21 protein-coding genes and 1 pseudogene are annotated in these 23,117 nt (G+C 70.8%); 9 read left to right on the top strand and 13 right to left on the bottom strand.

Annotation, left to right across the window (positions count from 1 at the left end; all coding sequences use genetic code 11):
* Nucleotides 1-8: 8 nt before the first annotated feature.
* The 4 genes from ACLBYG_RS02320 (at nt 9) to ACLBYG_RS02305 (ending at nt 3,680) form a co-directional block, all read left to right on the top strand.
* Nucleotides 9-1,631, top strand: a complete 1,623-nt coding sequence (locus tag ACLBYG_RS02320) for a GMC family oxidoreductase (RefSeq protein ID WP_447680471.1) — start codon at nt 9-11, stop codon at nt 1,629-1,631.
* Between the two features lie 153 nt (nt 1,632-1,784).
* Complete coding sequence (gene catC / locus ACLBYG_RS02315; protein WP_447680470.1) at nt 1,785-2,069, top strand: muconolactone Delta-isomerase; 285 nt, start codon at nt 1,785-1,787, stop codon at nt 2,067-2,069.
* Between the two features lie 13 nt (nt 2,070-2,082).
* Nucleotides 2,083-2,379 carry a YciI family protein gene (locus ACLBYG_RS02310; protein WP_020091691.1) on the top strand — a complete coding sequence of 99 codons (297 nt, stop codon included), beginning with the start codon at nt 2,083-2,085 and terminating at the stop codon, nt 2,377-2,379.
* An 83-nt stretch (nt 2,380-2,462) separates the two neighbouring features.
* Nucleotides 2,463-3,680, top strand: coding sequence for an ABC transporter substrate-binding protein (locus ACLBYG_RS02305; RefSeq protein WP_447680469.1), 1,218 nt, complete (start codon nt 2,463-2,465; stop codon nt 3,678-3,680).
* 83 nt (nt 3,681-3,763) lie between these two features.
* Here the strand turns inward: ACLBYG_RS02305 and ACLBYG_RS02300 are convergent, their stop codons facing one another.
* From ACLBYG_RS02300 to ACLBYG_RS02270, 7 genes are all read right to left on the bottom strand, one after another.
* Nucleotides 3,764-4,492, bottom strand: a complete 729-nt coding sequence (locus tag ACLBYG_RS02300) for a winged helix-turn-helix domain-containing protein (RefSeq protein WP_091678728.1) — start codon at nt 4,490-4,492, stop codon at nt 3,764-3,766.
* Between the two features lie 144 nt (nt 4,493-4,636).
* Nucleotides 4,637-4,927 (bottom strand): hypothetical protein, encoded by a 291-nt coding sequence (locus ACLBYG_RS02295; RefSeq protein ID WP_447680468.1) that lies wholly within the window; start codon nt 4,925-4,927, stop codon nt 4,637-4,639.
* Between the two features lie 118 nt (nt 4,928-5,045).
* Nucleotides 5,046-6,932, bottom strand: a complete 1,887-nt coding sequence (locus ACLBYG_RS02290) for a CHASE2 domain-containing protein (protein ID WP_447680467.1) — start codon at nt 6,930-6,932, stop codon at nt 5,046-5,048.
* Entirely contained in the window at nt 6,929-7,450 is a 522-nt protein-coding gene (locus ACLBYG_RS02285) for a FecR domain-containing protein (RefSeq protein ID WP_091678736.1), read from the bottom strand. The genes ACLBYG_RS02290 and ACLBYG_RS02285 overlap by 4 nt, the downstream gene beginning before the upstream one ends.
* Nucleotides 7,451-7,473: 23 nt before the next feature.
* Entirely contained in the window at nt 7,474-8,154 is a 681-nt protein-coding gene (locus tag ACLBYG_RS02280; protein WP_020091685.1) for a Crp/Fnr family transcriptional regulator, read from the bottom strand.
* A 310-nt stretch (nt 8,155-8,464) separates the two neighbouring features.
* Nucleotides 8,465-8,605 (bottom strand): hypothetical protein, encoded by a 141-nt coding sequence (locus ACLBYG_RS02275; RefSeq protein WP_447680466.1) that lies wholly within the window; start codon nt 8,603-8,605, stop codon nt 8,465-8,467.
* Between the two features lie 89 nt (nt 8,606-8,694).
* Nucleotides 8,695-9,174 (bottom strand): cupin domain-containing protein, encoded by a 480-nt coding sequence (locus ACLBYG_RS02270; RefSeq protein WP_447680465.1) that lies wholly within the window; start codon nt 9,172-9,174, stop codon nt 8,695-8,697.
* Between the two features lie 362 nt (nt 9,175-9,536).
* Here ACLBYG_RS02270 and ACLBYG_RS02265 point away from each other — a divergent pair.
* Both ACLBYG_RS02265 and ACLBYG_RS02260 read left to right on the top strand, forming a co-directional pair.
* A pseudogene (locus ACLBYG_RS02265) lies at nt 9,537-10,337 on the top strand (sensor histidine kinase); the annotation flags it as partial.
* 495 nt (nt 10,338-10,832) lie between these two features.
* Nucleotides 10,833-11,498, top strand: a complete 666-nt coding sequence (locus ACLBYG_RS02260; RefSeq protein ID WP_447680680.1) for a response regulator — start codon at nt 10,833-10,835, stop codon at nt 11,496-11,498.
* 33 nt (nt 11,499-11,531) lie between these two features.
* Here ACLBYG_RS02260 and gyrB read toward each other — a convergent pair whose 3' ends face one another.
* The 5 genes from gyrB to ACLBYG_RS02235 form a co-directional block, all read right to left on the bottom strand.
* Entirely contained in the window at nt 11,532-13,976 is a 2,445-nt protein-coding gene (gyrB, locus tag ACLBYG_RS02255) for a DNA topoisomerase (ATP-hydrolyzing) subunit B (RefSeq protein ID WP_447680464.1), read from the bottom strand.
* A gap of 178 nt (nt 13,977-14,154) precedes the next feature.
* On the bottom strand, nt 14,155-15,117 hold the full coding sequence (locus ACLBYG_RS02250) for an aldo/keto reductase (protein ID WP_447680463.1): 963 nt from the start codon (nt 15,115-15,117) through the stop codon (nt 14,155-14,157).
* A gap of 5 nt (nt 15,118-15,122) precedes the next feature.
* Nucleotides 15,123-15,767 carry an MBL fold metallo-hydrolase gene (locus ACLBYG_RS02245; protein ID WP_020091678.1) on the bottom strand — a complete coding sequence of 215 codons (645 nt, stop codon included), beginning with the start codon at nt 15,765-15,767 and terminating at the stop codon, nt 15,123-15,125.
* A 101-nt stretch (nt 15,768-15,868) separates the two neighbouring features.
* The gene (locus ACLBYG_RS02240; protein WP_020091677.1) at nt 15,869-16,252 is read right to left on the bottom strand and encodes a hypothetical protein; all 384 of its coding nucleotides are present in this window, start codon (nt 16,250-16,252) and stop codon (nt 15,869-15,871) included.
* 67 nt (nt 16,253-16,319) lie between these two features.
* Nucleotides 16,320-17,987, bottom strand: a complete 1,668-nt coding sequence (locus tag ACLBYG_RS02235; RefSeq protein WP_447680462.1) for an alpha-amylase family protein — start codon at nt 17,985-17,987, stop codon at nt 16,320-16,322.
* A 156-nt stretch (nt 17,988-18,143) separates the two neighbouring features.
* On the opposite strand from ACLBYG_RS02235, the gene ACLBYG_RS02230 reads away from it, so the two are divergent.
* Entirely contained in the window at nt 18,144-21,188 is a 3,045-nt protein-coding gene (locus ACLBYG_RS02230; protein ID WP_447680461.1) for a penicillin-binding protein 1A, read from the top strand.
* Nucleotides 21,189-21,216: 28 nt separating this feature from the next.
* Nucleotides 21,217-22,278, top strand: a complete 1,062-nt coding sequence (locus ACLBYG_RS02225; RefSeq protein ID WP_447680460.1) for a hypothetical protein — start codon at nt 21,217-21,219, stop codon at nt 22,276-22,278.
* A 15-nt stretch (nt 22,279-22,293) separates the two neighbouring features.
* Here the strand turns inward: ACLBYG_RS02225 and ACLBYG_RS02220 are convergent, their stop codons facing one another.
* Nucleotides 22,294-22,512, bottom strand: coding sequence for a hypothetical protein (locus tag ACLBYG_RS02220; RefSeq protein ID WP_447680459.1), 219 nt, complete (start codon nt 22,510-22,512; stop codon nt 22,294-22,296).
* 268 nt (nt 22,513-22,780) lie between these two features.
* Between ACLBYG_RS02220 and ACLBYG_RS02215 the strand changes: the two genes are divergently transcribed.
* Complete coding sequence (locus ACLBYG_RS02215) at nt 22,781-23,029, top strand: hypothetical protein (protein WP_012317333.1); 249 nt, start codon at nt 22,781-22,783, stop codon at nt 23,027-23,029.
* Nucleotides 23,030-23,117: the final 88 nt, after the last annotated feature.

The raw sequence follows: 23,117 nt of genomic DNA, 5'->3' as shown, positions 1-23,117 counted from the left end.
GGCGCACCGTGGGACCGACCGACATCGACGCCGTCGCGGCCGGCGCGTTCGACTACGTGATCGTGGGCGGCGGCACCGCGGGCTGCGTCCTGGCCAACCGCCTGACCGAGTCCGGGACGCACCGGGTCCTGCTCCTCGAGGCGGGGGGACGGGCGCGCAGCCCCTGGGTCGCGATCCCGGCGGGCTTCAGCCGCCTGCTCCAGCACCCATCCTACAACTGGCGATTCCGGACCGAGCCCGAGGCGGCGACCGGCGGCCGGGTGATCGCGGTCCCGCGGGGCAAGGGCCTCGGCGGGTCGACGCTGATCAACGGCATGATCTACGTGCGCGGACAGCCGCAGGATTACGATGCCTGGGCGCAGGCCGGGTGCCGCGGCTGGGGATTCTCGGACGTGCTCCCCTATTTCCGCAGGCTCGAGGATTACGAGGGCGGCCGCGAACCGTTGCGCGCCCGCGGCGGTCCGCTGCCGCTGACGGAAGTGGCCGAGCGTCCTGCGATCGCGGAGGCCTTCATCGCCGCCGCGCAGGCGGCAGGCTACCCGCGCAATCCCGACTACAACGCGGAGAGCCAGGACGGCTTCGGCTACTACCAAGTGAACCAGCGGCGCGGCCGGCGCGTCAGCGCCGCCGATGCCTATCTGCGGCCGGCCCTGGCCCGCCCGAACCTCGCCGTCGTGACCGACGCGCACGTCCTGCGGCTGATCTTCGACGCGGACCGGGCGAGCGGCGTCGCCGCTCTGGTCGGCGGCCGCGAGCGGCTCTTCCGCTGCCGCGGGGAAGTGATCCTCGCCGCGGGGGCCGCCCAGACCCCGCAGATCCTGGAACTGTCCGGCCTCGGCGATCCGGCGATCCTCGGGGCGCTCGGCGTCGCCGTGCGGCGCGCCCTCCCCGGCGTCGGCGCCAACTACATGGACCATTACTGCACGCGCATGAACTGGCGCGTGCGCCTGCCGGTGACGCTGAACGAGCAGACCCGCGGCCTGCGCCTCGGCCTCGCGGCGGCGCGCTACCTCGCGACGCGGCAGGGCATCCTGGCGCTGGGGACCGGTCTCGCCCACGGCTTCGTGCGCACCCGGCCGGGGCTCGACGGGCCCGACGTGCAGTACTTCTTCATGCACGCGAGCTACGCCAACGCCGCCGAGCGCAAGCTCGACCGCCTGCCCGGCATGACGATCGGCGTCACGCAGTTGCGACCGGAATCGCGCGGGACGATCCACGCCGCGTCGCCCGACCCGCTCGCGCCGCCCGCCATCCGCCCGAACTTCCTCGCCACCGCGGAGGATCGCCGGGCGATGGTCGAGGGCATGAAGATCGCCCGCGCCATCGTCGCGCAGACGCCGATGGAGCGCTTCCGCGGGGCCGAGCTCAACCCCGGTCCGGACTGCCGGACCGACGCGGACTGGCTCGATTTCGCGCGCCGCGACGGCCAGACGATCTACCACATCTGCGGCACGTGCCGCATGGGCGACGATCCGGATTCGGTGACGGATCCCAGCCTGCGCGTGCGCGGCGTGGCCGGCCTTCGGGTGGCCGATGCCTCGATCATGCCGCGCATCGTCTCCGGCAACACGCAGGCCGCGGTGTTCATGATCGCCGAGAAGGCCGCCGACCTGATCCGGGCCGATGCCTGATCCGGTCTGGCCATCGGGCGCCGCGGCGCGTACGGCAGCCCCGCGCCGGTCTCGGCCGCGTCTCGGCGTCGTGTCGGCGTCGTCCGGCGCTTCGCGACGCAGCAGACCGCAGGTCAAACGCCCCGGCGCGACCGGCGGCAGAGGTTCGACGTCATGCTCTACATGGTCCACATGCAGGTCAACATTCCGGCGTCCCTCCCGAAGGAGGACGCGGCTCGCCTGAAGGCCGAGGAGAAGGCCTACGCCCAGAAGCTCCAGCAAGATGGCCGATGGCGGCATCTCTGGCGCATCGCCGGGCAGTACGCGAATTACAGTGTCTTCGACGTGGCGGGAAACGATGAACTTCACGAAATCCTGAGTTCGCTGCCGCTCTACCCGTATATGGCGATCAGCGTGACGCCGCTGGCGCAGCATCCCTCCGCGATCGCGGCCAACTGACGGGACCACCGCCATGCCTTACATGATCGAGACCTTCGACAAGGCCGGGAGCCTGGACGTCCGCAGGGCGAACCGCGCGGAGCATCTCGTCTACCTCGACCGGATCAAGGACCGGCTCCTGGCCTGCGGCGCGAAGCTGAACGACGACGGGAGCGACGCCGGCGGCGGCCTCTACGTGGTCGACGTCGAGACCCGCGCGGAGGCCGAGGCGCTCATCCACGCGGACCCGTTCTACAAGGTCGGGCTCTTCGAGCGCGTCGAGATCCGGCGCTGGCGCAAGGCCTACCTGGACGGCCGCAGCTATCTCTGAGACCGAGGGAACGCGGTTTCGAAGGACAGGCGGCCTTCCGGTACGGGGCAGCCGCTGAAGAACAAGAGATTGGGGAGGAAACAATGATCCGTCGTCCTTGGGTGGCGGCCGCCGCGTTCGGCGCCGCTGCCCTCACCGCCCTGCCCGCCTCCGCGCAGTACGCGGATGGCGGCATCAAGATCGGCATCCTGACCGACATGTCCGGCGGCTACTCGGATCTGGCCGGCCGCGGCTCGGTGACGGCCGCGCAGCTCGCGGTCGAGGATTTCGGACGGCCGATCAACGGTCGGAAGGTCGAGCTCGTCTTCGCCGATCACCAGAACAAGGCGGACATCGCCTCGTCGATCGCGCGCCGGTGGTTCGATACCGAGGGCGTCGACGCCATCTTCGACACCAACTCCTCGGTCGCCGGGCTGGCGGTGCGCGAGGTCGCGCGCAGCAAGGGCAAGATCGACATCAACTCCGGCGCCGGCTCGATGGCGCTGACCAACGCCGCGTGCTCGCCGACCGGCGCCCACTGGTCTTGGGATACCCACTCGCTCGCGGCCGGCACCGCCGCGGCGCTGGCGGACGATCCGAAGAACACGTGGTTCTTCATCACGGCCGACTACACCTTCGGGCACGATCTGGAGGCGCAGGTCACCCGGGTCGTGAAGGCCAAGGGCGGCACGGTGCTCGGGTCGGTCAAGCACCCGTTCCCCAATCCCGATTTCTCGTCCTACCTGCTGCAGGCGCAGGCGTCGGGCGCGAAGATCATCGGGATGGCCAACGCCGGCGCCGACACGATCAACACCATCAAGCAGGCGAGCGAGTTCGGCATCCTGCAGGGCGGCCAGAGGCTGGGCGGGCTCAACATCTTCCTGACCGACATCTACTCCGTCGGATTGCCGGCGGCGCAGGGCATGATCCTCACGACGGGCTTCTACTGGGACATGGACGACCAGACGCGCGCCTTCGCGCGGCGCTTCGGCGAGCGGATGGGCGGGCGGATGCCGACCATGGTCCAGGCCGGCGACTACTCGGCGGTGCTCCACTTCCTGAAGGCGGCCGAAGCCGCCGGCACGGATGACGGCCTGAAGGTGATGGCCAAGATGCGCGAGCTGCCGATCCAGGATTTCTTCGCCCACAACGCCACGCTGCGCCCGGACGGCCGCATGGTCCACGACATGTACCTCGCCCAGGTGAAGTCCCCGGCGGAATCGACGGGGCCCTGGGACTTCTACAAGATCCTGAAGACGATCCCGGGCGACCAGGCGTTCCAGCCGCTCTCCGAGAGCACGTGCAAGCTGGTGAAGGGCTGACGCGCGCCTTCGCGGCTCGTCGCTTACAGCGGGGCGCGGGCCGTGCACCCCTGTCTCCACCGGAGTCGCCGCTCGCGACGGCCCTAGTGGGACGTGCTCTCGACCGCGGCGGCGAAGACGTAGCCGACCCCGCGCTCGGTCACGATCAGCTTCGGGTCGCTGGGCCTGCGCTCGATCTTCCGGCGCAGCCGCAGGATCTGCACGTCGATGCAGCGATCGAAGACGTCGTCGTGGACGCGGGTGACCTGGAGCAGGTACTCGCGGCTGAGCGGACGCTGAGGTGCGTCGAGGAACGCCGCCAGGAGCGCGTAGTCGCGCTTGCCCAGGACGACCTCTTCCCCGTCGGGATTGATCAGACGCCGGCGTCGGCGGTTCAGGACCCAGCCGTCGAAGCGCCGGCACGGCGCCTCCGCCGGACGGGACGAGGCCTGCGCCGCGACGCGGCGGAGAACGACGCGCACGCGCGCCAGGAATTCGCGCAGGCCGTAGGGTTTGACGATGTAGTCGTCGGCGCCGAGTTCGAGGCCGAGCACGCGGTCGAACTCCTCGCAGCGATGGGCCGTCGTCAGGATGACGGGAACATCGCTCACCGCGCGCAGGTCCCGCAGCAGGTCGAGGCCGTTCTCCGCGCCCGGGCGAAGATTGAGCACCACGAGGTTGAACTGCGACGGATCCGCGAGCTCTCCGCGCGCCTCGGCCCGCGTCGACGCCGGGACGACGTCGACCCCGTGCCCGTCGAGGTATCCGGAAACGACACGCTGAACCTCCGCGTCATCGTCGACGAGCAGAATGCGCAGGCCGTGATGATGCATAAGCGATGCTCCTCCGGAGTCCCGATTGGCGCGATCATCGGAGCAGCGGTCCGAGGGTGTCCGGCCGTCCCGGGGCGGCCGGAGGCGCGTCGTCATCCCCTCGCCTGTCGATCGGCCTGGCCGCTGCTCCCACGGCGTGACGGTTCAGCGGCAGACCCGCTCGTAGCGGCCCCACACCGGGCTGAAGAACAGGCGACAGTCGCCGAAAAAGCCGCCCGCGGCGTATCCGCCCGCCGGGCTCCACCAGCCATGGCCGCCGAAGCGGTGATGGAAGCCGTGATGGAACCCCCCGTGGTGGAAGCCGTGATGGAAGCCGCCATGGTGCCCGAAGCTTCCGTGCCCGAAGCCGCGCGCTTCGGCTCGTCCGGGCACGGTCGCCAGGGCGGCGAGGGCGAGACAGGACAGGATCGCTGTCTTCGTCGAGGTGATCGTCATGAGATGTCTCCCGTTGCGATACGGGGACGATGCACCGGAGAGCCCGGGGTGGACTGTGACCCGGGTCACAGTTTCAGTGTGATCCTCCGGTCGGTCAGCGACGCGCTCGGGGGAGCGGCTAGGACGTCGTCGCGCGCGGGTGGCGCAGCCAGACCTCGAGGGGCTGGCTGCGGCCGCGGATCGCCGCGGTCCGGCTCTCGAACGCGCCCTCCGACCGCTCGAGCCCGGCCGCCTGCGCCAGCTCGGCGCTGAGTGCCAGGCGGGCGTGGGCGTCCGCCGCGACCGCCAGCAGGCGGCTCGCCACGTTGACCGTGTCGCCCGTCGCGGTGATGTGCTGGTTGGTGTCGCTGCCGAGGCGCGAGAGGATCACCGGCCCGTAATGCGCGCCGATGCGCAGATCGAGGGCCGGCCCGGCCTCGTGCAGGACCGGGCTGTCCGCGATCCAGGCGCGCGTTCGGACGATGAGTTCCTCCGCGGCCTGGACGGCGTGCGCCGCCTGGTCCGGGTCCGGATCGAGGGCGCCGAACAGGATCATGGCGCCGTCGCCCATGAAGTTCACCACGACGCCCCCGCGCAGGGTCACCGCTTCGTCCACGAGATCGTGGAACGTCTTGAGCATCGCCCGCGTCCGCGCCGGGCCGAGCTGCTCGCTCCGGCGCGTGAAGCCGGTGAGGTCGACGAACAGCACGGGGATGTCGCGCGCGACCGGCTCGGCGAGGTAACCCGGATCGCGCGCGAGCCGCTCGGCCAGGGCGGCAGGCTGCATCCGCCGCAGCACCTGCTCGGACCGCGCCACGCGCGCGCTCTGGCGGCGCTCGAGCGTCTGGCGGCCGACCGCGCAGACCAGCGCCGGCAGTCCCACGGCCGCGAGCGGCAGGGCGGCGCTCAGCCAGATGCCGTGCGCGAACGCGATGGCGCCCGCGGCGAGCCAGCCTGCCGTCGCGAGCAGGACCAGGATCAGGCCCGGGCCCGGCGGCAGCAGCGCGATGGCGAGTGCGGACCCGACCGCCAGGAGGACCGAGGCCGCGGCGTCTCGCTGCCGCACGCCGGCGTCCCGGACGAGGGCGTCCCCCGTGGTGAGGTGGGCGATGCCGGTGGCGAGGAGCTCGACGCCGGGCAAGACGGGATCGAACGCGGTGGCGAAGGTGTCGCCGCCGCCGAGCGCGGTGACGCCGATCACGACGATGCCGTCCGAGAGCGCCGCGGCCGGCGCCGTCCCGTCGAGGAGGGCGGCCGCGCTCACCGTCGCGATCGTGCGTCGCGGACCGTAGGGGCGCAGCGGGAGGTGGTAGCCGAGGTCCAGCGACAGGGCGCGGTCGCCGATCTGGACGCGCCCCTTGCTGAGCACGGGGTCGTTGCGGGCCGCCAGGGCGGCCGCGCGCAGCACGAAGGACGCGGCGACGCCGTCGGCCGTGCGCACGACCAGGGGGAGATGGCGGGGTACGCCCGACGCGTCCTCTGCGACGTTGACGACGCCGGACGCGACGTCTTCGCCGAGCTTCGGCGACGGCCGGTGGAGCGCGGTGGCGAACGGGATGCCGTCCTCGCTGGCGCTCCCGTCGAAGACCGCAGCCGAAGCCAGGATCGCTGTGGTCTTCCCGAGGGCGACGGCGAGCGCGCTGTCCGCCTCCGGCTGCCGCCCCGCCTCGAGGAAGAGCACATCGACGGCGATCACGCGCGGGCGGGCCTCCGCCACCCGCTCGACGATCCGCGCCATCGTGGTCCGCGAGACCGGGAAGCCGCCTTCGCGCCGCACCGTCGCGTCGTCGATCGCCACTACGGTGAGGTTGGCGGGCGGCGTGCGCGGCCCGGCGAGCCGCAGGCGAAGGTCCGTGAGGGCGGATTCCAGGCGATCGAGGGGCGTCGCGCGCCCGGCGATATGGAGATGGCCGAGCCAGGCGCCCCAGGCGAGTGCGCCGAGCGACGCGGCGAGCAGGAAGACGCGCCGCGCCAGCCGGAAGGTCCGGTCGGGCGTCGGAGCCGCCGGCCGACCGGCCTCGCTCAACGCCCGAACCGCTCGAGCAGGCTCCTGACGCGCTCCTGGGGCCAGCGCCGGACCTCCAGAGGGTCGCGGCCGTCATCGACGTCGACCCCCTCGCCCGGCCCGAGCGTGACGGCGACCTGCGGGTCGGTGCGCCGGGCGACGTCGACCCGTCCCTGCGCCACGAAGACGGAGGTGCGCGCCCGCGTCACGTCGACGGCGTAGACCGTGCCCCGCACCGAGGCCACCGCGTGGGGGGTGAGGATCTGGAAGCCGTCTCGGCGGACGCGGCGGCTCGCCGGGATGGTGACGAAGACCGCGTTGCCGCCGATTTCGGCGCCCTTGAGATGTCCGTCACCGTCGGGTCCCACGGGGCGCAGGCTGCCCGCGCGTTCGGTTTCGAGCGTCAGGCCGTCGGCGCAGTGCAGGATCCGCAAGGGCGGATCGAAGCGCGTCGTCTCCGTACATCGCGTCTGCGCTGCGGCGCTCGACGCCGCGAGGGTGAGGGCGGCCGTGGCTGCCAGGCGCGCTGTCGTTCTCATGCGGTGAAGCCCTGTCGCCTCGATCATGTCTGCGCCCGCGCGCCCAGCGCGACGAGGCGGTGTGAGGCCCGCACGGTCACGCGCGCGCGGCCGAGATCGATGAGGCCCGATCTCTGCCAGTCCTGCAGGACGCGGTTCACGCTCTCCCGCGCCGCGCCGACGAAGGCCGCGAGTTCCTGCTGCGTCACCTGGATCTCGGCGCCGTAATCCTCCGACAGCATGATCAGGCGCCGGGCGAGGCGCATGTCGAGCGGCAGCAGCGTCGCCTCCTCCATGCGCGCGCTCATCCAGCGCAGGCGCTGGCACAGCAGGCCGATGATCCGGACCGCCAGGGCGGGATCGCCGTGGAGCAGTTTGAGGAAGGCCCGCCCCTCGACGACGAACAGGTCGGCCGGCTCGAGCGCCACGGCCTCGGCGGTCCGTGGATGGCCGTCGAGGAAGGCGATCTCGCCGAAGACGTCGCCCGGCCCGAGCAGGTTGAGGGTGACCGCGCGCCCGTCGTCGGAGCCGGCCCCGATCCGGATCTGCCCGCGCCGCACGGCGTAGAGGGCATCGCCCGGATCGCCCTTCTGGAAGAGGATCTCGTGTCGCGCGAGGCTGCGCGTCGTGCAGAGCCCGGCAATGGTCTCGATCGCCTCCGGACCAAGCTCAGCGAAGAACGCGTTGGCCTTCAGAAACCGAACGAGCGTGTGCGGCGTGCTCACGACTGCATCTCTCCGGCCGTCGAGCTGGGGCTTATGCGCGTGTCGAGGGCCGATTAGCAAGGCTTACACTGCGAGAGCGGAGGATGATCATGGGCTCCGCCCGCGGGCGTGCTCACGGCGGCGACGATTGTTACAGGCCGCGCGCCCGCTCCAGCATGCCGGTGGCCCCTTCGCCGATCACCCCGCACGGCGCCTAGCTGTCGCCGGTGGCCGCGCGGGGCAGGATCGAGGCGTCCAAGACCGTCCGAACGTCGCGGCCCGTTCGGGCGGTGCAGCCCTGGAGCCGGTCGGTGACCGCGGCAGCGCGGATTCAGTCCGCCCTCGCCGCGCCGGACGGGCGGAACCCCCGCGCGCTGCCGCGGGCGCGGCAGAGGTCGGCGCGGGCCGCGGTCGCCGTCACGTCGGCCGGGTGGGACAGGTCGTTCGCCTCGATGAACGGCGGCGTCGCCATATCGGCGCGCCGCGCGCGATCAGGCCTCTCGAGAGCGTCTGCGGCGGGTCGGAGCGACTGTCGCGCGCGGATCGTACCCCCGTGAACGATCACTTGTCCGAGCGCGTCTTCCTCGGATCGTCGGAGGGATTGATGTAGTCGAGCCCGAAGGGCCCTGTTCCCGAGACCTGGATCACGGCCGGGTCGCGCGTCGTCCAGAGCGCGTGGGGCATCTTGGCCGGCAGATACAGGAAGGCACCCTGCTGGAGAGACTGCCCCCGGCTCGCGTCGATCGTCTTCCCCATGTCGTGGACGAGTGTGCCGGACAGCAAGGTCACGCTCTCGTCGGTCGCGTGCGTGTGCGGAGCGATGACGTAGTTCGGCGGGAACCGGAGCCTGAGCGTGAACGGTCCGGGCTCGTCCGGATCGCCGGCGATGATGCTGATCTCGCTGCCCTTCGGGAGGGAGGGCGGCGCGGCGCGCCACTGGACGGCTTCGTCACCGGTGACCATGACCATCTCGCCCGCGCGCGCGTCCGGCGCGAGGCATGCGAGGAAGAGGACGAGACAGCAGCTCTGGCGCAAACGCATCGACAATCTCCAGATCGGCGCTGGGGCGAGCCCGGATCGAACCTGTCCGCTGACGCCGAGCCCACTCTACCGTCGGCGGCGCTCGCGACAGGGTCCGTCCTGTTAGACCGCGCGCCTTCGGACCCGCTACGGCAGAACGCCCGTACCGACCCGGGCAAATCGCACGACCTTGCCGGAGACCCTTCCAAGACGGTCGCGCGCTCGCGTACTCTCGGCCTTTCGGGAGAACACGGGTGACACCCTTCAGGCTCAAGCAGGTCCTGGCCGTCTGGGACGCGCGCGAGCTGGATCTCAAATGGGCCCTCGTCGGACGCATCGCGCTGATCGCGATCCTCTGCGCTGCCGGAGCGGCCGCCTACGCGATGCACGACGTCGCGGCGAAGACCCGACAGCGGAACGCCGAGACGGCCGATGAGGTGCATAAGCAGCTCCGCCTCCAGCTCCTGCGAATCGAGCGGGCAGCCGACATTCCCCAACGCTTCCCGGATTGGGAGATCATCACCCGGTACGCTCTGCAACCGGGCCAGTGCGTGCAGCTGATCCCGGCGGATGCCGGTCCGACACGGTCGAGCTGCTTGGGCGTCGAGGCGCACGCGCGCGCCGCACCCGACTGGTTCGCGACGCTCTACCGGTTCCTCTTCTTCGCCGGATCCACCGTCAGCCTGCCGCTCGAGCATCAGGGGTCGCGGATCGGGATCGTCGAAGCGGACATCGATCCCGACGCGGTCGTCGGGTCGGCGTGGATCGTGCTGAAGCAGGTGTCCGGCGCTCTCGCGGCCATGACCGTCGTCCTTTGCGTGCTGGTCTACGGCGCGGTGGCGCACGCGCTGCGTCCCGCCAACGAGATCCTGATCGGTATCGATCGCGTCGCGAAGGGCGACCTCGGATGGCGTCTGCCCAGCCTCCGCCTGCGCGAGCTCCTACGCATCGCGACGGTCTTCAATCAGCTTGCCAGCCATCTCCAAGTCGCCACGCGGGAACGTGCCGAGCTCGCGCGCCGGCTGATCGATGTTCAGGAGCAGGAGCAGCGGTGGCTGTCGCTCGAACTGCACGACGACGTCGCGCAGCGTCTGACGGGGTTGAGCCTTCTCGCCCGGTCGATCCAGGAGGGCGCGCGCTCCTGGTCGCCTTCGGTCGTGGCCGAGAGTGCCGAACTCGCCACCATGGCGTCGGACGCCGTGCGCGCGCTCCGGAGCACCCTCGCCGCGCTCAGGCCGCCCGAGATCGACGATCTCGGGCTGCGGGTCGCGCTCCGGAGTCTGATCGCCGCCCAGGCGCAGCGCGCCGGGGGCCGGATCCACGTCACGCTCGCGGCCGACGCGCAGGCCGATCGCCTGCCCTCCGACGCGGCGGCCCATATCTACCGGATCGTCCAGGAAGGCCTCACCAACGCCGTCCGCCACGCGGCCGCGCACCGTCGCGATCGCGCTGAACGTCGCGGAGACCGACGGCGGCGCCGAGGTCCAGCTGATCCTCACGGACGACGGGAGCGGCGCCCCCGTGGAGGCGCTGGAGCGCCCGCATTCCGGTCTCGGCCTGCTCGGCATGCGCGATCGCGTCCACGCGCTCGGCGGGCAGATCGTGATGGAAACGTCCCCGGGCGGCGGGTTCCGCTTGCGGGTCCGCTTTCACGCCGCGCTCGCGGGCGAAGAGGTGTCATGACCAAACGGCGCATACGCGTGATGCTCGTCGACGATCACACCGTCGTGCGGGAGGGCTATCGGCGGCTCCTGGAGCGGCAGCCCGACATGGAGGTCGCCGCCGAGGCCGGGGACGGCGCGGAGGCCTATCGCTCCTACCGCATGGTGGAGCCGGACGTCGTCATCATGGACATCAGCATGCCCGGCCGCGGTGGGATCGACGCCATCCGGCAGATCCGGCAGGTGGATCCGAGCGCTCGCATCCTCGTCTTCAGCGTGCATGCCGCGGTGAGCTACGCGCTCCAGGCCATACGCGCCGGCGCCCGCGGCTACATCACCAAGAGCAGCGCTTCGGATCTCCTCATCGAAGCGGTGCGAAGCGTGTTCAACAACAAGCTGACCCTGTGCGCGGAGATCTCGCACCTGCTGGCCGCGAGCCGGCTGGCGGAGGAGACGTCCCCGATCGACCAGCTGTCGCCTCGGGAATTCGAGATCCTGCGGATGATCCTCGACGCGCGGCACACGGACGCGATCGCGGCCGATCTCAGCCTCTCGCCCAAGACCGTCGCGAACTATCACTACGCCATCAAATCGAAGCTCGGCGTCAGCTCGGACGTGGAACTCGTCTACTGCTGCATCCGGTGCGGGCTGATCGATCCCTTCGCGGTCGTCGGAGCGGACTAGAACGCGCGGGCGCGCGGCCCGCAGCGGTGCGCGTCACACGTCCAAGTTCGCGACGCTCAGCGCGTTCTCCTGGATGAACTCGCGCCGGGGCTCGACCACGTCGCCCATCAGCTTCACGAACAGGTCGTCGGCATCGGTGACGTCCTTGACCTTGACCTGCAGCAGCGAGCGCACGTCGCGGTCGAGCGTGGTCTCCCAGAGCTGCTGGGCGGTCATCTCGCCGAGGCCCTTGTATCGCTGGAGCTGAAGGCCCTTGCGGCCGAAGGCCATCACCGCCTCGAAGAGCGCCACGGGCCCGTGGAGCACCGTCTCGTCGGACTTCCGCATCAGCGTGGCCGGCTCGCCGTAGATCTCCCGGAAGGCGTCGGCCCGCTCGGAGAGGCGCCGGGCCTCCTGCGAGGTGATCAGCCCGGCGTCGAGGGTCGAGACTTGGCGAACGCCCCGGAGCGTCCGGCTGAGGCGATAGCCGTCCTCGAACGACTCGCCCTGCCAGCCCCGCTCGATCTCGTCGGCGATCGCGTCGAGCCGGCGGGCGGTCATGTCGGCCAGGACCTCGGCCTCACCCGCCCGCGACGCCGCCTCGGCATCGAAGGCGCCGGCCAGCACCGCCTGCTCGACCACGGAGCGGTCGTAGCGCGTGTGCAGGCCCTGCAGGATGCTCCGGAAGGTCCGGGCCTCCTCGACGAGGCTCTTGAGCTGCGCCCCGGCGAATTCCGCGCCGGTGGAGAGCCGCAGGATCGCGCCGTCGGTGCCCTGGTCGATCAGGTAATCCTCGAGGGCGCGCTCGTCCTTCAGGTAGATCGCCCGGCGGCCGCGCTCGGCTTTGTAGAGCGGCGGCTGCGCGATGAAGAGGTGGCCGCGCTCGATCAGCTCCGGCATCTGCCGGAAGAAGAAGGTGAGCAGGAGCGTGCGGATGTGCGAGCCGTCCACGTCCGCGTCGGTCATGATGATGATGCGGTGGTAGCGCAGCTTCTCCGGGTTGAAGCCCTCCCGGTCCGTGGAGGAGCGCCCGATCCCGGCGCCCAGCGCCGTGATCAGGGTGCCGATCTCCGCGGAGGACAGCATCCGGTCCGCGCGCACGCGCTCGACGTTGAGGATCTTGCCGCGCAGGGGCAACACGGCCTGGAAGGTCCGGTCGCGGCCCTGCTTGGCCGAGCCGCCGGCGGAATCGCCCTCCACCAGCAGGATCTCGCACTTGGTCGGGTCGCGCTCCTGGCAGTCGGCGAGCTTGCCGGGCAGCGAGGCAATGTCGAGCGCACCCTTGCGGGTCACGGTCTCGCGCGCCTTGCGGGCGGCCTCGCGGGCTGAGGCCGCCAGCACCACCTTGCCCATCACCGATCGGGCCTGGCTCGGATTCTCCTCGAGCCACGTGGACAGGCCCTCGTTGAGGACGTTCTCCACCGCCGGGCGCACCTCGGACGAGACGAGCTTGTCCTTGGTCTGCGACGAGAATTTGGGGTCCGGCACCTGCACCGAGATGACCGCGGTGAGACCCTCGCGGCAATCCTCGCCGGTGAGCGAGACCTTCTCCTTCTTGGCGATGCCCGACGATTCGGCGTAGCCGGTGACCTGCCGGGTCAGGGCCGCCCGGAAGCCGGCCATGTGGGTGCCGCCGTCGCGCTGCGGGATGTTGTTGGTGAAGGGCAGGACCGTCTCGTTGAACGAGTCGTTCCACCAGAACGCGACCTCGACGCGAATTCCATCGCGCTCGGAGCTGACGACGACGGGGCTCGTCATCCCGTCGATCGGCTTGCGGGAGCGGTCGAGGTACCGGACGAAGGCCTCGATGCCGCCCTCGTAGTACAGCTCCTCGCGCTTCTTCTCGGCGTGGCGGGCATCGGTCAGGACGATGCGGACGCCGGAATTGAGGAAGGCGAGCTCGCGCAGGCGCTTCTCCAGCGTCCCGTAGTCGAACTCGATCATCGTGAAGGTGTCGGTCGACGGCAGGAAGGTGACTTCCGTGCCGCGCCTTCCGTTTCCGGGCCCGATGATCTCCAGGGGCGCCACGGCGTCGCCGTGGCGGAACTCCATCGCGTGCTCGTTGTCGTTGCGCCAGATGCGCAGGCGCAGCCAGGACGACAGGGCGTTCACCACCGAGACGCCCACGCCGTGCAGGCCGCCGGAGACCTTGTACGAATTCTGGTCGAACTTACCGCCGGCATGCAGCTGGGTCATGATGACCTCGGCCGCCGAGACGCCCTCCTCCTTGTGGATGTCCACCGGGATGCCGCGCCCGTTGTCGGAGACCGTGCAGGAACCGTCGGCGTTGAGCGTCACGGTGACGAGGTCGGCGTGGCCGGCCAGGGCCTCGTCGATGGCGTTGTCCACGACCTCGTACACCATGTGGTGGAGGCCGGAGCCGTCGTCGGTGTCGCCGATATACATGCCGGGCCGCTTGCGGACGGCGTCGAGGCCCTTCAGCACGCGGATGGACTCCGCGCCGTAATCGGCGGGCTCGGTCTGGGGGGTGTCGGCCATGAACTTCCTCGGCAGGCGGGCCTGATCGCGTCGGTGGCAGATGCGCCCTCGGGCGCCCGCGCCTGAACTCTCGCTTGGTCCGCCTGATATAGGGGTTCCGCGTTGAGATTGCACGATTTTACGGGTCCGCGGCGGGCCCGTCCCGTCGCTTTTGTGACGCCCGTCGCTTAACGCTGCGTTAGCCCTCGATGCCGCCCGCGCTCGCCGCATCCAGGCGGTCGATCACCCCGGGTGCGAGGGTCAGCCGGACGGCGCCGAGCAGCTCGTCGAGCTGCGCCACGGAGGTCGCGCTCGCGATGGGCGCGGTGATGCCGGGGCGGGCGATGATCCAGGCGAGCGCGACCTGGGCCGGACTCGCGCCGTGGGCCTGCGCGACCGAATCGAGGACGTCGAGCAGCGCGAGGCCGCGGGGGTTCAGGTACTTGACGACCCGGTTCTCCCGCGGGCGTCCCGCCGCGTCGTCGGCACTGCGGTATTTGCCGGTCAGGAAGCCGGCCGCCAGGGAGAAGTAGCCGATCACGCCGATCTGCTCCGCCCGGCAGAGCGGCTCAAGCTCGGCCTCGTAGCCGCGCTGGGCGAGGCTGTAATCGGGCTGCAAGCACTCGTAGCGCGGCAGGTCCGCGGAGGCCGAGACCGCCAGCGCCTCCGCGAGCCGCGCCGCGGTGTAGTTCGAGGCGCCGATCGCCCGGACCTTGCCGGCCGCGATCAGGCGCTCGTGCGCCCTCAGGGTCTCCTCGAGGGGCACCGCCGCGTCGTCGAGATGCGACTGGTACAGGTCGATCCGGTCGACCCCGAGGCGCCGCAGCGAGGCCTCGCAGGCCCGCTCGATATGGGCCGCCGAGAGGCCGTGGCCGGCCTCGCCGAGGTCCATGCCGACCTTGGTCGCCAGGACGATCCGGTCACGCGCGCCCGGTCGGGCCGCGAGCCACTTGCCGATCACCGTCTCGGATTCCCCGCCGACATGGCCGGGGGCCCAGCGCGAGTAGACGTCGGCGGTGTCGATGAAGTCGAAGCCGCTCCCCACGAACCGGTCGAGGATCGCGAAGGACGCGGCCTTGTCGGCCGTCCAGCCGAAGACGTTGCCGCCGAGGCAGAACGGCGCGACCGTCAGGTCGGAGCGGCCGATGCGGCGCCTGTCCATGCGCGTCAATCCTGCAGGAAGGGGTTGGACACGCGCTCCGCGCCGAGAGTGCTGGTCGGTCCATGGCCGGGGATGAAGGCGACGTCGTCGCCCAGCGGCAGCACCTTGTCCTTGATGGCGCGGATGAGCTGCTCGTGGTTGCCGCCGGGCAGGTCGGTGCGGCCGACCGAGCCCTTGAACACCACGTCGCCGACGAGGGCGAAGCGCGCGTCCCGGCTCACGAACACGACGCTGCCCGGCGAGTGGCCGGGGCAGTGGAGGATGTCGAAGCCGAGCCCGCCGACCGTCACGGCGTCGCCCTCGTCGAGCCACCGGTCGGGCGTGACCGGCCGGGCGGCGCCGAGGCCGTAATTGGCCGCCGTCTCGGGCAGGGAATCGAGCAGGAACTTGTCGGCCTGGTGCGGGCCCTCGATCGGCACGCCGAGGCGTTCGCGCAGCTCGTCGGCGCCGGCGGCGTGGTCGACGTGCCCGTGGGTCAGCAGGATCTTCTCGACGGTGACGCCCTGCTCGCGGATCGCCGCCTCGATACGGTCGAGGTCGCCGCCGGGATCGACGACGGCGCCGACCTTGGTGGCGTCATCCCAGATCAGGGTGCAATTCTGCTGGAAGGGCGTGACCGGGATGATCCCGGCGCGTGGCGTACCTGGCATGTCGTCCCGCGTGTTGGTGGCGCCGCTCCGGACGCCCTCCGCCCCAGTTTAGCGTAGAACGCCGGTGGGCGGCACCCTGCGCGGCACCCTGCGCGGCACGCTCAGGCCGCGTCGCCCCTGGGGCGGCGCAGGCTGTCGTGAAGCGCCAGCATCTCGGCCATGCCGAGCGACCGCGAGCTCCAGCGGGTCTCCGCGGCGTTGACCTGGGTGAACCGGTCGTGGGACCGCCCGCCATAGGCGCCGAACAGGGCTCTGCCCGCCTCGACGGCACCGTCGCCGGGCGCCGTCTCGTCCGGCCGGTCGATCCGGTAGGACGGCGTCGGGGAACGGCCGGTCACGCCGATCCGCACCCAGGCGTCGCCGTGATGCTTCTGGCACATCCGCATGGTGCTCAGGACCTGGCGCAGGTAGGCCTCGCCGTCGGCGAGATCCGGCAGGACGTCGGCGATCGTCGCGTCCGGGGGATGATGCTTCGTCCGGGCCATGTCCCACCTCGCTCCAGCCTGTCCTACCGTGTCGGCCGGCCGAGGGCGAGCCGGGCTCCGGTGTTCCTCACGTCGGCCGCCGCTTCAGCAGCGCGTCGAGCCCGCCGACGCGGAACCAGTGGTAGCCGTATCCCTCCAGGAACAGGCAGTGGCGGCCATCGTCCTTGACCTCGCTGCGGGCGCCGGTGAGCAGGTCGACGAGGATGTCGTGCTCGCGATCCTCGGATCCCGACGCCATCGCGACCTCGACGGGCTCCGGCGCGAGATTGTGGACGCACAGGATGGCATTGCCGCGCCACGCGTAGCGTAGCGCCAGGACCGACGGGCGCCCGGTCTCCATCGCGACGACGTCGCCCCAGCCGATCTCCGGCGCCTCCTTGCGCTGCCGGATCATGCTCTGCATCCAGTTGAGCAGCGAGCCCTCCTCGTGGCGCTGGTCGGCGACGTTCACGTGCGCGTAGCCGTAGGGGCCGTGGTCGATCAGCGGCAGGACGGTGCGCCGGGCCGTCGAGAAGCCGCCCTGGTGCTCGCTCGTCCACTGCATCGGCGTGCGGGCGCAGTCGCGCTCCGGCAGAGCCAGCTCGTCGCCCATGCCGATCTCGTCGCCGTAGCGCAGCACCGGCGTTCCCGGGAGGGTGAACATCAGCGAGTAGGCGAGGCGGATCCGGCGGGGATCGCCGGCCAGCATCGGCGCGAAGCGGCGGCGGATGCCGCGATCGTAGAGCTGCATCCCCTTCTCGGGTCCGAAGGCGTCGAACACGCTCTGGCGCTGCTTGTCGGTGAGGCGTCCCAGGTCGAGCTCGTCGTGGTTCCGCAGGAAGATGCCCCACTGGCAGGAGAGCGGGCGCGGCTTCGTCCGCTCGATCGCCTTGACGAGGGGCCGCGCATCGTGGGCCGCCAGGGCGTAGAAGGTCGCCTGATTGACCTGGAAGTTGAACATCATGTGCATGCGGTCGGCATCGTCGCCGAAATAGTCGAGGTCCTGCTTCGGCAGGATGTTGGCCTCGGCCAGGATGATCGCGTCGCCCTGGCGCCACTGCAGGAACTCGCGCAAGTCGCGCAGCATCTCGAACTGCTCGCGGGGCTTGCCGCCGACATCGGCCCCCTTCTCGGCGATGACGAACGGCACCGCGTCCATGCGGAAGCCTGAGACGCCGAGCTGGATCCAGAAGCCCATGATCTTCAGGATCTCGGCCAGCACCTCCGGATTGGCGGTGTTGAGATCCGGCTGGAAGTTGAAGAAGCGGTGGAAGTACCAGGCCTTGGCCTTGGTGTCGTAGGTCCAAGTGGTCTCCTGAACGCCCGGGAAGACCATACCCTCGTCGGCGGTTGCGGGGCGCTCCTTCGACCAGACGTACCAGTCGCGGTAGGGCGATTTGGGGTCGGACCGGGCCGACTGGAACCACGGATGCTGGTCCGAGGTGTGGTTGACGACGAGGTCGATGAGGACGCGCAGGCCCCGCTGCTTGGCGGCGTGCGTGAAGGCGACGAAGTCCCCGAGCGAGCCGTAATCCGGATCGACGCCGTAATAGTCGGCGATGTCGTAGCCGCCGTCCTTCTTGGGCGAGGGCTGGAACGGCATCAGCCAGACCGCGGTGGCGCCCAGGCCCTGGATGTAGTCCAGCCGGCGCTCCAGCCCGGCGAAATCGCCGATACCGTCGCCGTTGGCGTCCATGAACGTGCCGACGGACAGGCAGTAGATGATCGCGTTCTTGTACCACAGGTCGTTGATCATGGGCCCCCCGGCGTCGTCGCGCCTCACGAACGTGGGAGTCGGCCAAAGCGTTGCCGTGCGGCGTCTCCTTAAATCAGCCGCGTTGTGCACGCCCTGTTCAGGCGCGCTCCCGAAAGGTCCGCGCTCGCCCCGTCGCGTCCCCCGAATCCGGCCCGTATGAACGCCATCCTGATCAAGCTGTTCGCGACCGCCCTGACGCTCAGCCAGGTCACGACACGGCCGGACGCGGTCCGGACGCAGTTCGATCCCGCGACGGACGGTCCGGAGGTGGTGCGCCTGCTGCGCGACGGCTGCGCCCACATGCGCAAGGCTTTCGACATCGAGGACATCAATCTCGACGAGTTGATCACCACCGCGATGGAGGATCCGTCCACGGTCGCCGGTCCGGCCGCGCCGAAGATCCTGCACGGTCTCGACCTGACCGAGCTGAACACGAGCTACAAGCAGTTCTGCAAGGGCGAGAACCCGGCGAACTCGCCCTTCGACGCGAAGGCGGTGATCGAGTTCTACGACAACGCCACCAAGGATCTGCCCAGCGCCGAGGCCCTGCGCGACAAGGCCCTGCCGGGGATGACCCGGATCCTCGACGGCGCCGGCAAGCCCTTCGCCGAGGCATCGGAGCCGAACGGCCGCCGCATCGTGGTGCCGATCACGGCGGTCCCGAACCTCGTCCAGAAGGCCTTCATCGCCGCCGAGGACAAGCGCTTCGAGACCCATCACGGGATCGACGAGCGCGGGGTCATCCGCGCCTTCATCGCCAACCTCGCCTCGCCGGGGCGGCCGGCGGGCGGCTCGACCATCACCCAGCAGGTGGTCAAGAACCTCTCGGTCGGCGACGACGTCACCTACGAGCGCAAGATCCGCGAGATGATCGTCGCGTCGCGGCTGGAGCGCATCCTGACGAAGCCGCAGATCCTGGGGCTCTACCTCAACGGCATCTATCTCGGCCGCGGCGCCTACGGCATCGAGATGGCCGCGCAGAGCTATTTCGGGAAGCCGGTGGGGCAGCTGACTCTGCCGGAAGCGGCGCTCCTCGCCGGCATGCCCAAGGGGCCGAACTTCTACAGCCCGGACAAGTACCCCGACCGCGCGCGGGAGCGGCGCGCCTACGTGCTCGCCCGCCTCAAGGAAGAGGGGACGATCACCGAGGCCGAGATGAGCGCGGCGATCAAGTCCGATCTCGGTCTGAAGCCGATCGAGACCGCGCGGCGCGATTCCGGCTTCTACGTCGTGGATTTCCTCAATCGCGAGGCCCGCACCTTCGCGGGCGTGGATTCGCTGACCTCCGGCTCGCTGACCGTCCGTTCGACGATCAACGCGGGGCTGCAGCGCGCCGTCGAGGACGCCCTGCAGGACGGGCTCGCCAATTACGAGCGCGGCACCGGCCGTCAGGCCTTCACGGGGCCGGAACTCAACCTCGCCGACAGCGTCCGGCGGATCCAGGCGGCGACGCCGGCACCGGAGGGCTCCGCCTCGGCCGCGCCCGCCGTCACCGGCGCGCGGCCGGAGGCCGCGAAATCCGACGCCAGACCGGAGGCCGGGCCGGCCGCGAAACCGCGCCGCGGCGAGAGGGTCGCGGCCGTGCCGCAGAAGAAGCCGGCGTGGCTGCTGGCGCTCGAGAGCGCCCGCCCGGTCCTCTACGACGTTCACTGGCCGATGGCGGTGGTGCTGGAGACCGGCCGCGGCGGCGTGAAGGTGGGCCTCGCCGACGGCCGCACCGCCTCCCTCGACCCCGGCATCGCCCGCGGCAAGCTGCAGCTCTACGACGTGATCCGCGTGAAGGTCAGCGCCGGCAAGGGCGGCCCGCGCGCGCAGCTCCGCGTCCGGCCGACCGTCCAGGGCGCGGCCCTGGTATTGGAGAACCAGACCGGCCGGATCCTCGCGATGGCCGGCGGCTTCTCCTACCCGCTGAGCCAGCTCAACCGGGTCACCCAGACGGTGCGCCAGCCCGGCTCGACGCTGAAGCCGCTGACCTACCTCGCCGCGCTCAACGCCGGCCTGCAGCCGAACACCCTGGTGATGGATTCCGCCGTGACCCTGCCGCCCATCGGCGGGGCCGGCGATTCCTGGTCGCCGAAGAACTACGAGGGCGGCGGCTCGGGACCGACGACCCTGCGGCGCGGCCTGGAATTCTCCAAGAACCTCGTCACCGCCCGGCTCCTCCAGGGCGGGATCGCCCCGAAGGCGCCGGCGAGCCTGAAGCGGGTCTGCGACATCGCCCTCGAGGCGCAGATCTACGCCGAGTGCGAGCCCTACTACCCCTTCGTCCTCGGCGCGCAGCCGGTGCGGATGCTCGACCTCGCGGGCTTCTACGCGGCGGTGGCCAACGAGGGCGCCCGCCCGGCGCCCTACGCGCTGGAATCGGTCGAGCGGGACGGCAAGCCGCTCTACGCGCACGCCGCCAAGGAGCCGGTGCGGATCGCCTCGGCGGACCGCGTGGCCTTCTACCAGCTGAAGACCATGCTGCAGGGCGTGACGCAGCACGGCACGGCCGCGGCGCTCGCGAAGGTCTCGGCCTACGTCGCGGGCAAGACCGGCACCTCGGAGAACGAGAACGACGCGTGGTTCGCCGGACTGACCAACGAGATCAGCGTGGTTGTTTGGGTCGGCTACGACAACGCCGACGGCACCCGCAAGACGCTCGGCCGTGGCCAGACCGGCGGCCACGTCTCGGTGCCGATCGCCTCGGCGATCCTGCAGGCGGCCTGGGCGAACGGCGTTGCCAAGACGCCGCTGCGGGGCCCCTCCCCCGAGGCGCGCCCGTTCATCGCCGACCTGCCGATCGACCCGCGCAGCGGCGTACGGGTCGCGAGCGGAGGTTTCCTCGAGCATTTCCGCACCAGCGGTGACGGGCGCATGGCGGACACCCAGTACCGCCTCGTGCCCCGCGAGACGCTCTACGCCATGCGGCCGGACGCGCAGGACGGCGATCTCGCCGGCGACGACGGCGCGAGCGTCGCGGGCGACTACTACGGCAACATGACCGGCGAGCGGCCGCGATCCGACTTCCTCGACCCGTTCGGCGAGCGTCCCGCGCCGCGCAGCCGCCGCGCGCAGGGCGACGTGGATCTCTACGGTCAGGATCCCTACAAGCCCTGGCCGGGCCAGACGAATCGCTCGCCCTTCGGCGGGGACGACGACGCGCGCCGCCCGCGCCGCCGCGATCCCGACTACCTGTTCGGCGAAGACCCCGGTTACTGATAGCCCTCCCCGACAGACGAGAATCCCGTTGCGCCAGCAGCTTCCCGCGGCCCTGGCGGCCGCCCTCACGGCCGCGCTCCCGGCCCTTCCGGCACGCGCCCAGACGCCCGCCGCCAACACCGCCCCGGCGCCGGGGCCCGAGCGGATCAAGGAGGTGCCCTCGGTCACGGCCGTCGATCCGGCCGCGATCAAGCCCGGGCAGATCCTGTTCACCGACCATCGCGACAACCCGTCGGCGCCGGAGAACGGCCTGATCTCGTATCTCGACTGGCTGAAGGCGCGGCCGGCCGAGGCGGCGGCGCTCGCCCCGTATCCCGGCTACAAGGAGCCGGACTACACGGTCACGGTGAACGGCGTGACCAAGCCGCGGCACGAGACCCTGAAGGTCTACGTCGCCGAGGGGCGCTTCGTCGTCCCGCGGCCGCCCGAGGCGATCGACCTCCAGGCCTTCGCCAACCTCGCCTTCGTCCAGAAAATGGATCCGGCGATCAAGCACCGCACCCTGGCGGTCGCCGACGTGACGCCCAACAAGGACCCGGCCGCCGCCTTCGCCAAGCGTCCCGACCGTCCGTGGTGCGAGGGCGCCGGCGCCTGCATCGAGTCGCGCTACGACCTCGAGGGCAAGCTGCCGCTCGGCGTGAAGCTCGCCAACAAGCTCGAGGAAGGCTCGGCCAAGAAGATCGCCGAGTTCGTCTCGTTCCAGAGCGAGTTGCGGGTGCTCGGGCCGGACCAGGGCGACCGGCTCAAGGCGCTGACCAAGATCGACACCGCGGTGACCGGAGGCCTGGAGCAGACGATCTTCTGGGTCAATCAGATCCTGCGCTTCGGCAAGTTCCTGGCCGTATTCCAGCCGATGCCGAACGACCCGACTAAGACGGTGGTCACCACCTACATGGCGCTGGCGATCAAGGGCGACGTCCTCGACCGCAAGGCCGAGTACGCCCGCGTGCCGGTACTCAAGAATCTGCTGCCCGCGCAGGTGCTGATGGGCAATTCCAGCTTCAACACTGGCAACTCGATCAGCGCCGGCCTGCCGGTCTATGCCCGCAACCGGATCGCCACCTTCGCGGACGCGCTCACCAAGCGGTGACGCGCCGCGCGCGCCTCACATCCCGCGGTTGCCGATCGTCGGCAGCGTCGGCTGGGTGTAGGCGCGGTTCACGTCGCGGCGGGTCTGGGTGCCGTTGGTGTTGCCCGAGGCCCGGTAGTTGTCGATGTTGAAGGTCTCGGCGAGGCCGCTGCGGGAATCCGGGCCGTCGCTGGTGCTGCAGGCGCAGAGGCCGCCGAGGGTCAGCGCGGAGAGGGCGAGAAGGGTCAAGCGCATCGCGTATCCTGAAAGCGGGCCGTGGCCGGGCCGCGACCGGCCACGGCCGGAGCGGCCCTCACGGGACGTCTCGCGGCATGGTCAGCGCGGAGGCGCCTCCGTCAAGGTCGCGCGCAAGATGTAAATCCGTTCTGCCGCCTCCGATGCGCGCCGGCCACGGAAAATCCACCACAGACCGGGATTGCGGCGGATAGGGCCGGCCAATCGTGTTGAGTTCGGCCCCCTCCCCCTGGCGAATCCCGGTCGTTTCGGGCGACAACCCTCCGCGATGAGCAACGTCTTGCCCTTCCGTCCGCGCCCGACCGTCACCCGCCTCGCTCGCTGCGAAGTTGTGACTGTGGCCGGTGATCTCCTCGCCCTGCTGGAGCAGCTCGAGGATGTGAGCGCCCGCGCCGCCGCGATGGGGCGTCCGGCGATCGAGGTCGAGCGCACCGTTCAACACCTCTTGGATGCCGTGAGCGCCGTGGAGCGCGCCCTCGACTGCATCGGCGAGGGCGAGCAGTCGGCGCCGGGCTAGACCGCGTCCCTGCGCGCTCGGGCGCGCCGGGCTCCTGACCGCGGGGACGTCGAATCCCGCGCCGGTGGGTCGCCGCGGGGCGTTCCTA

This window comes from Methylobacterium sp. D53M, from assembly GCF_053345625.1.
The sequence above is the reverse complement of the archived record's forward strand: the minus strand, read 5'-3'. Positions and strand labels throughout refer to the sequence as shown.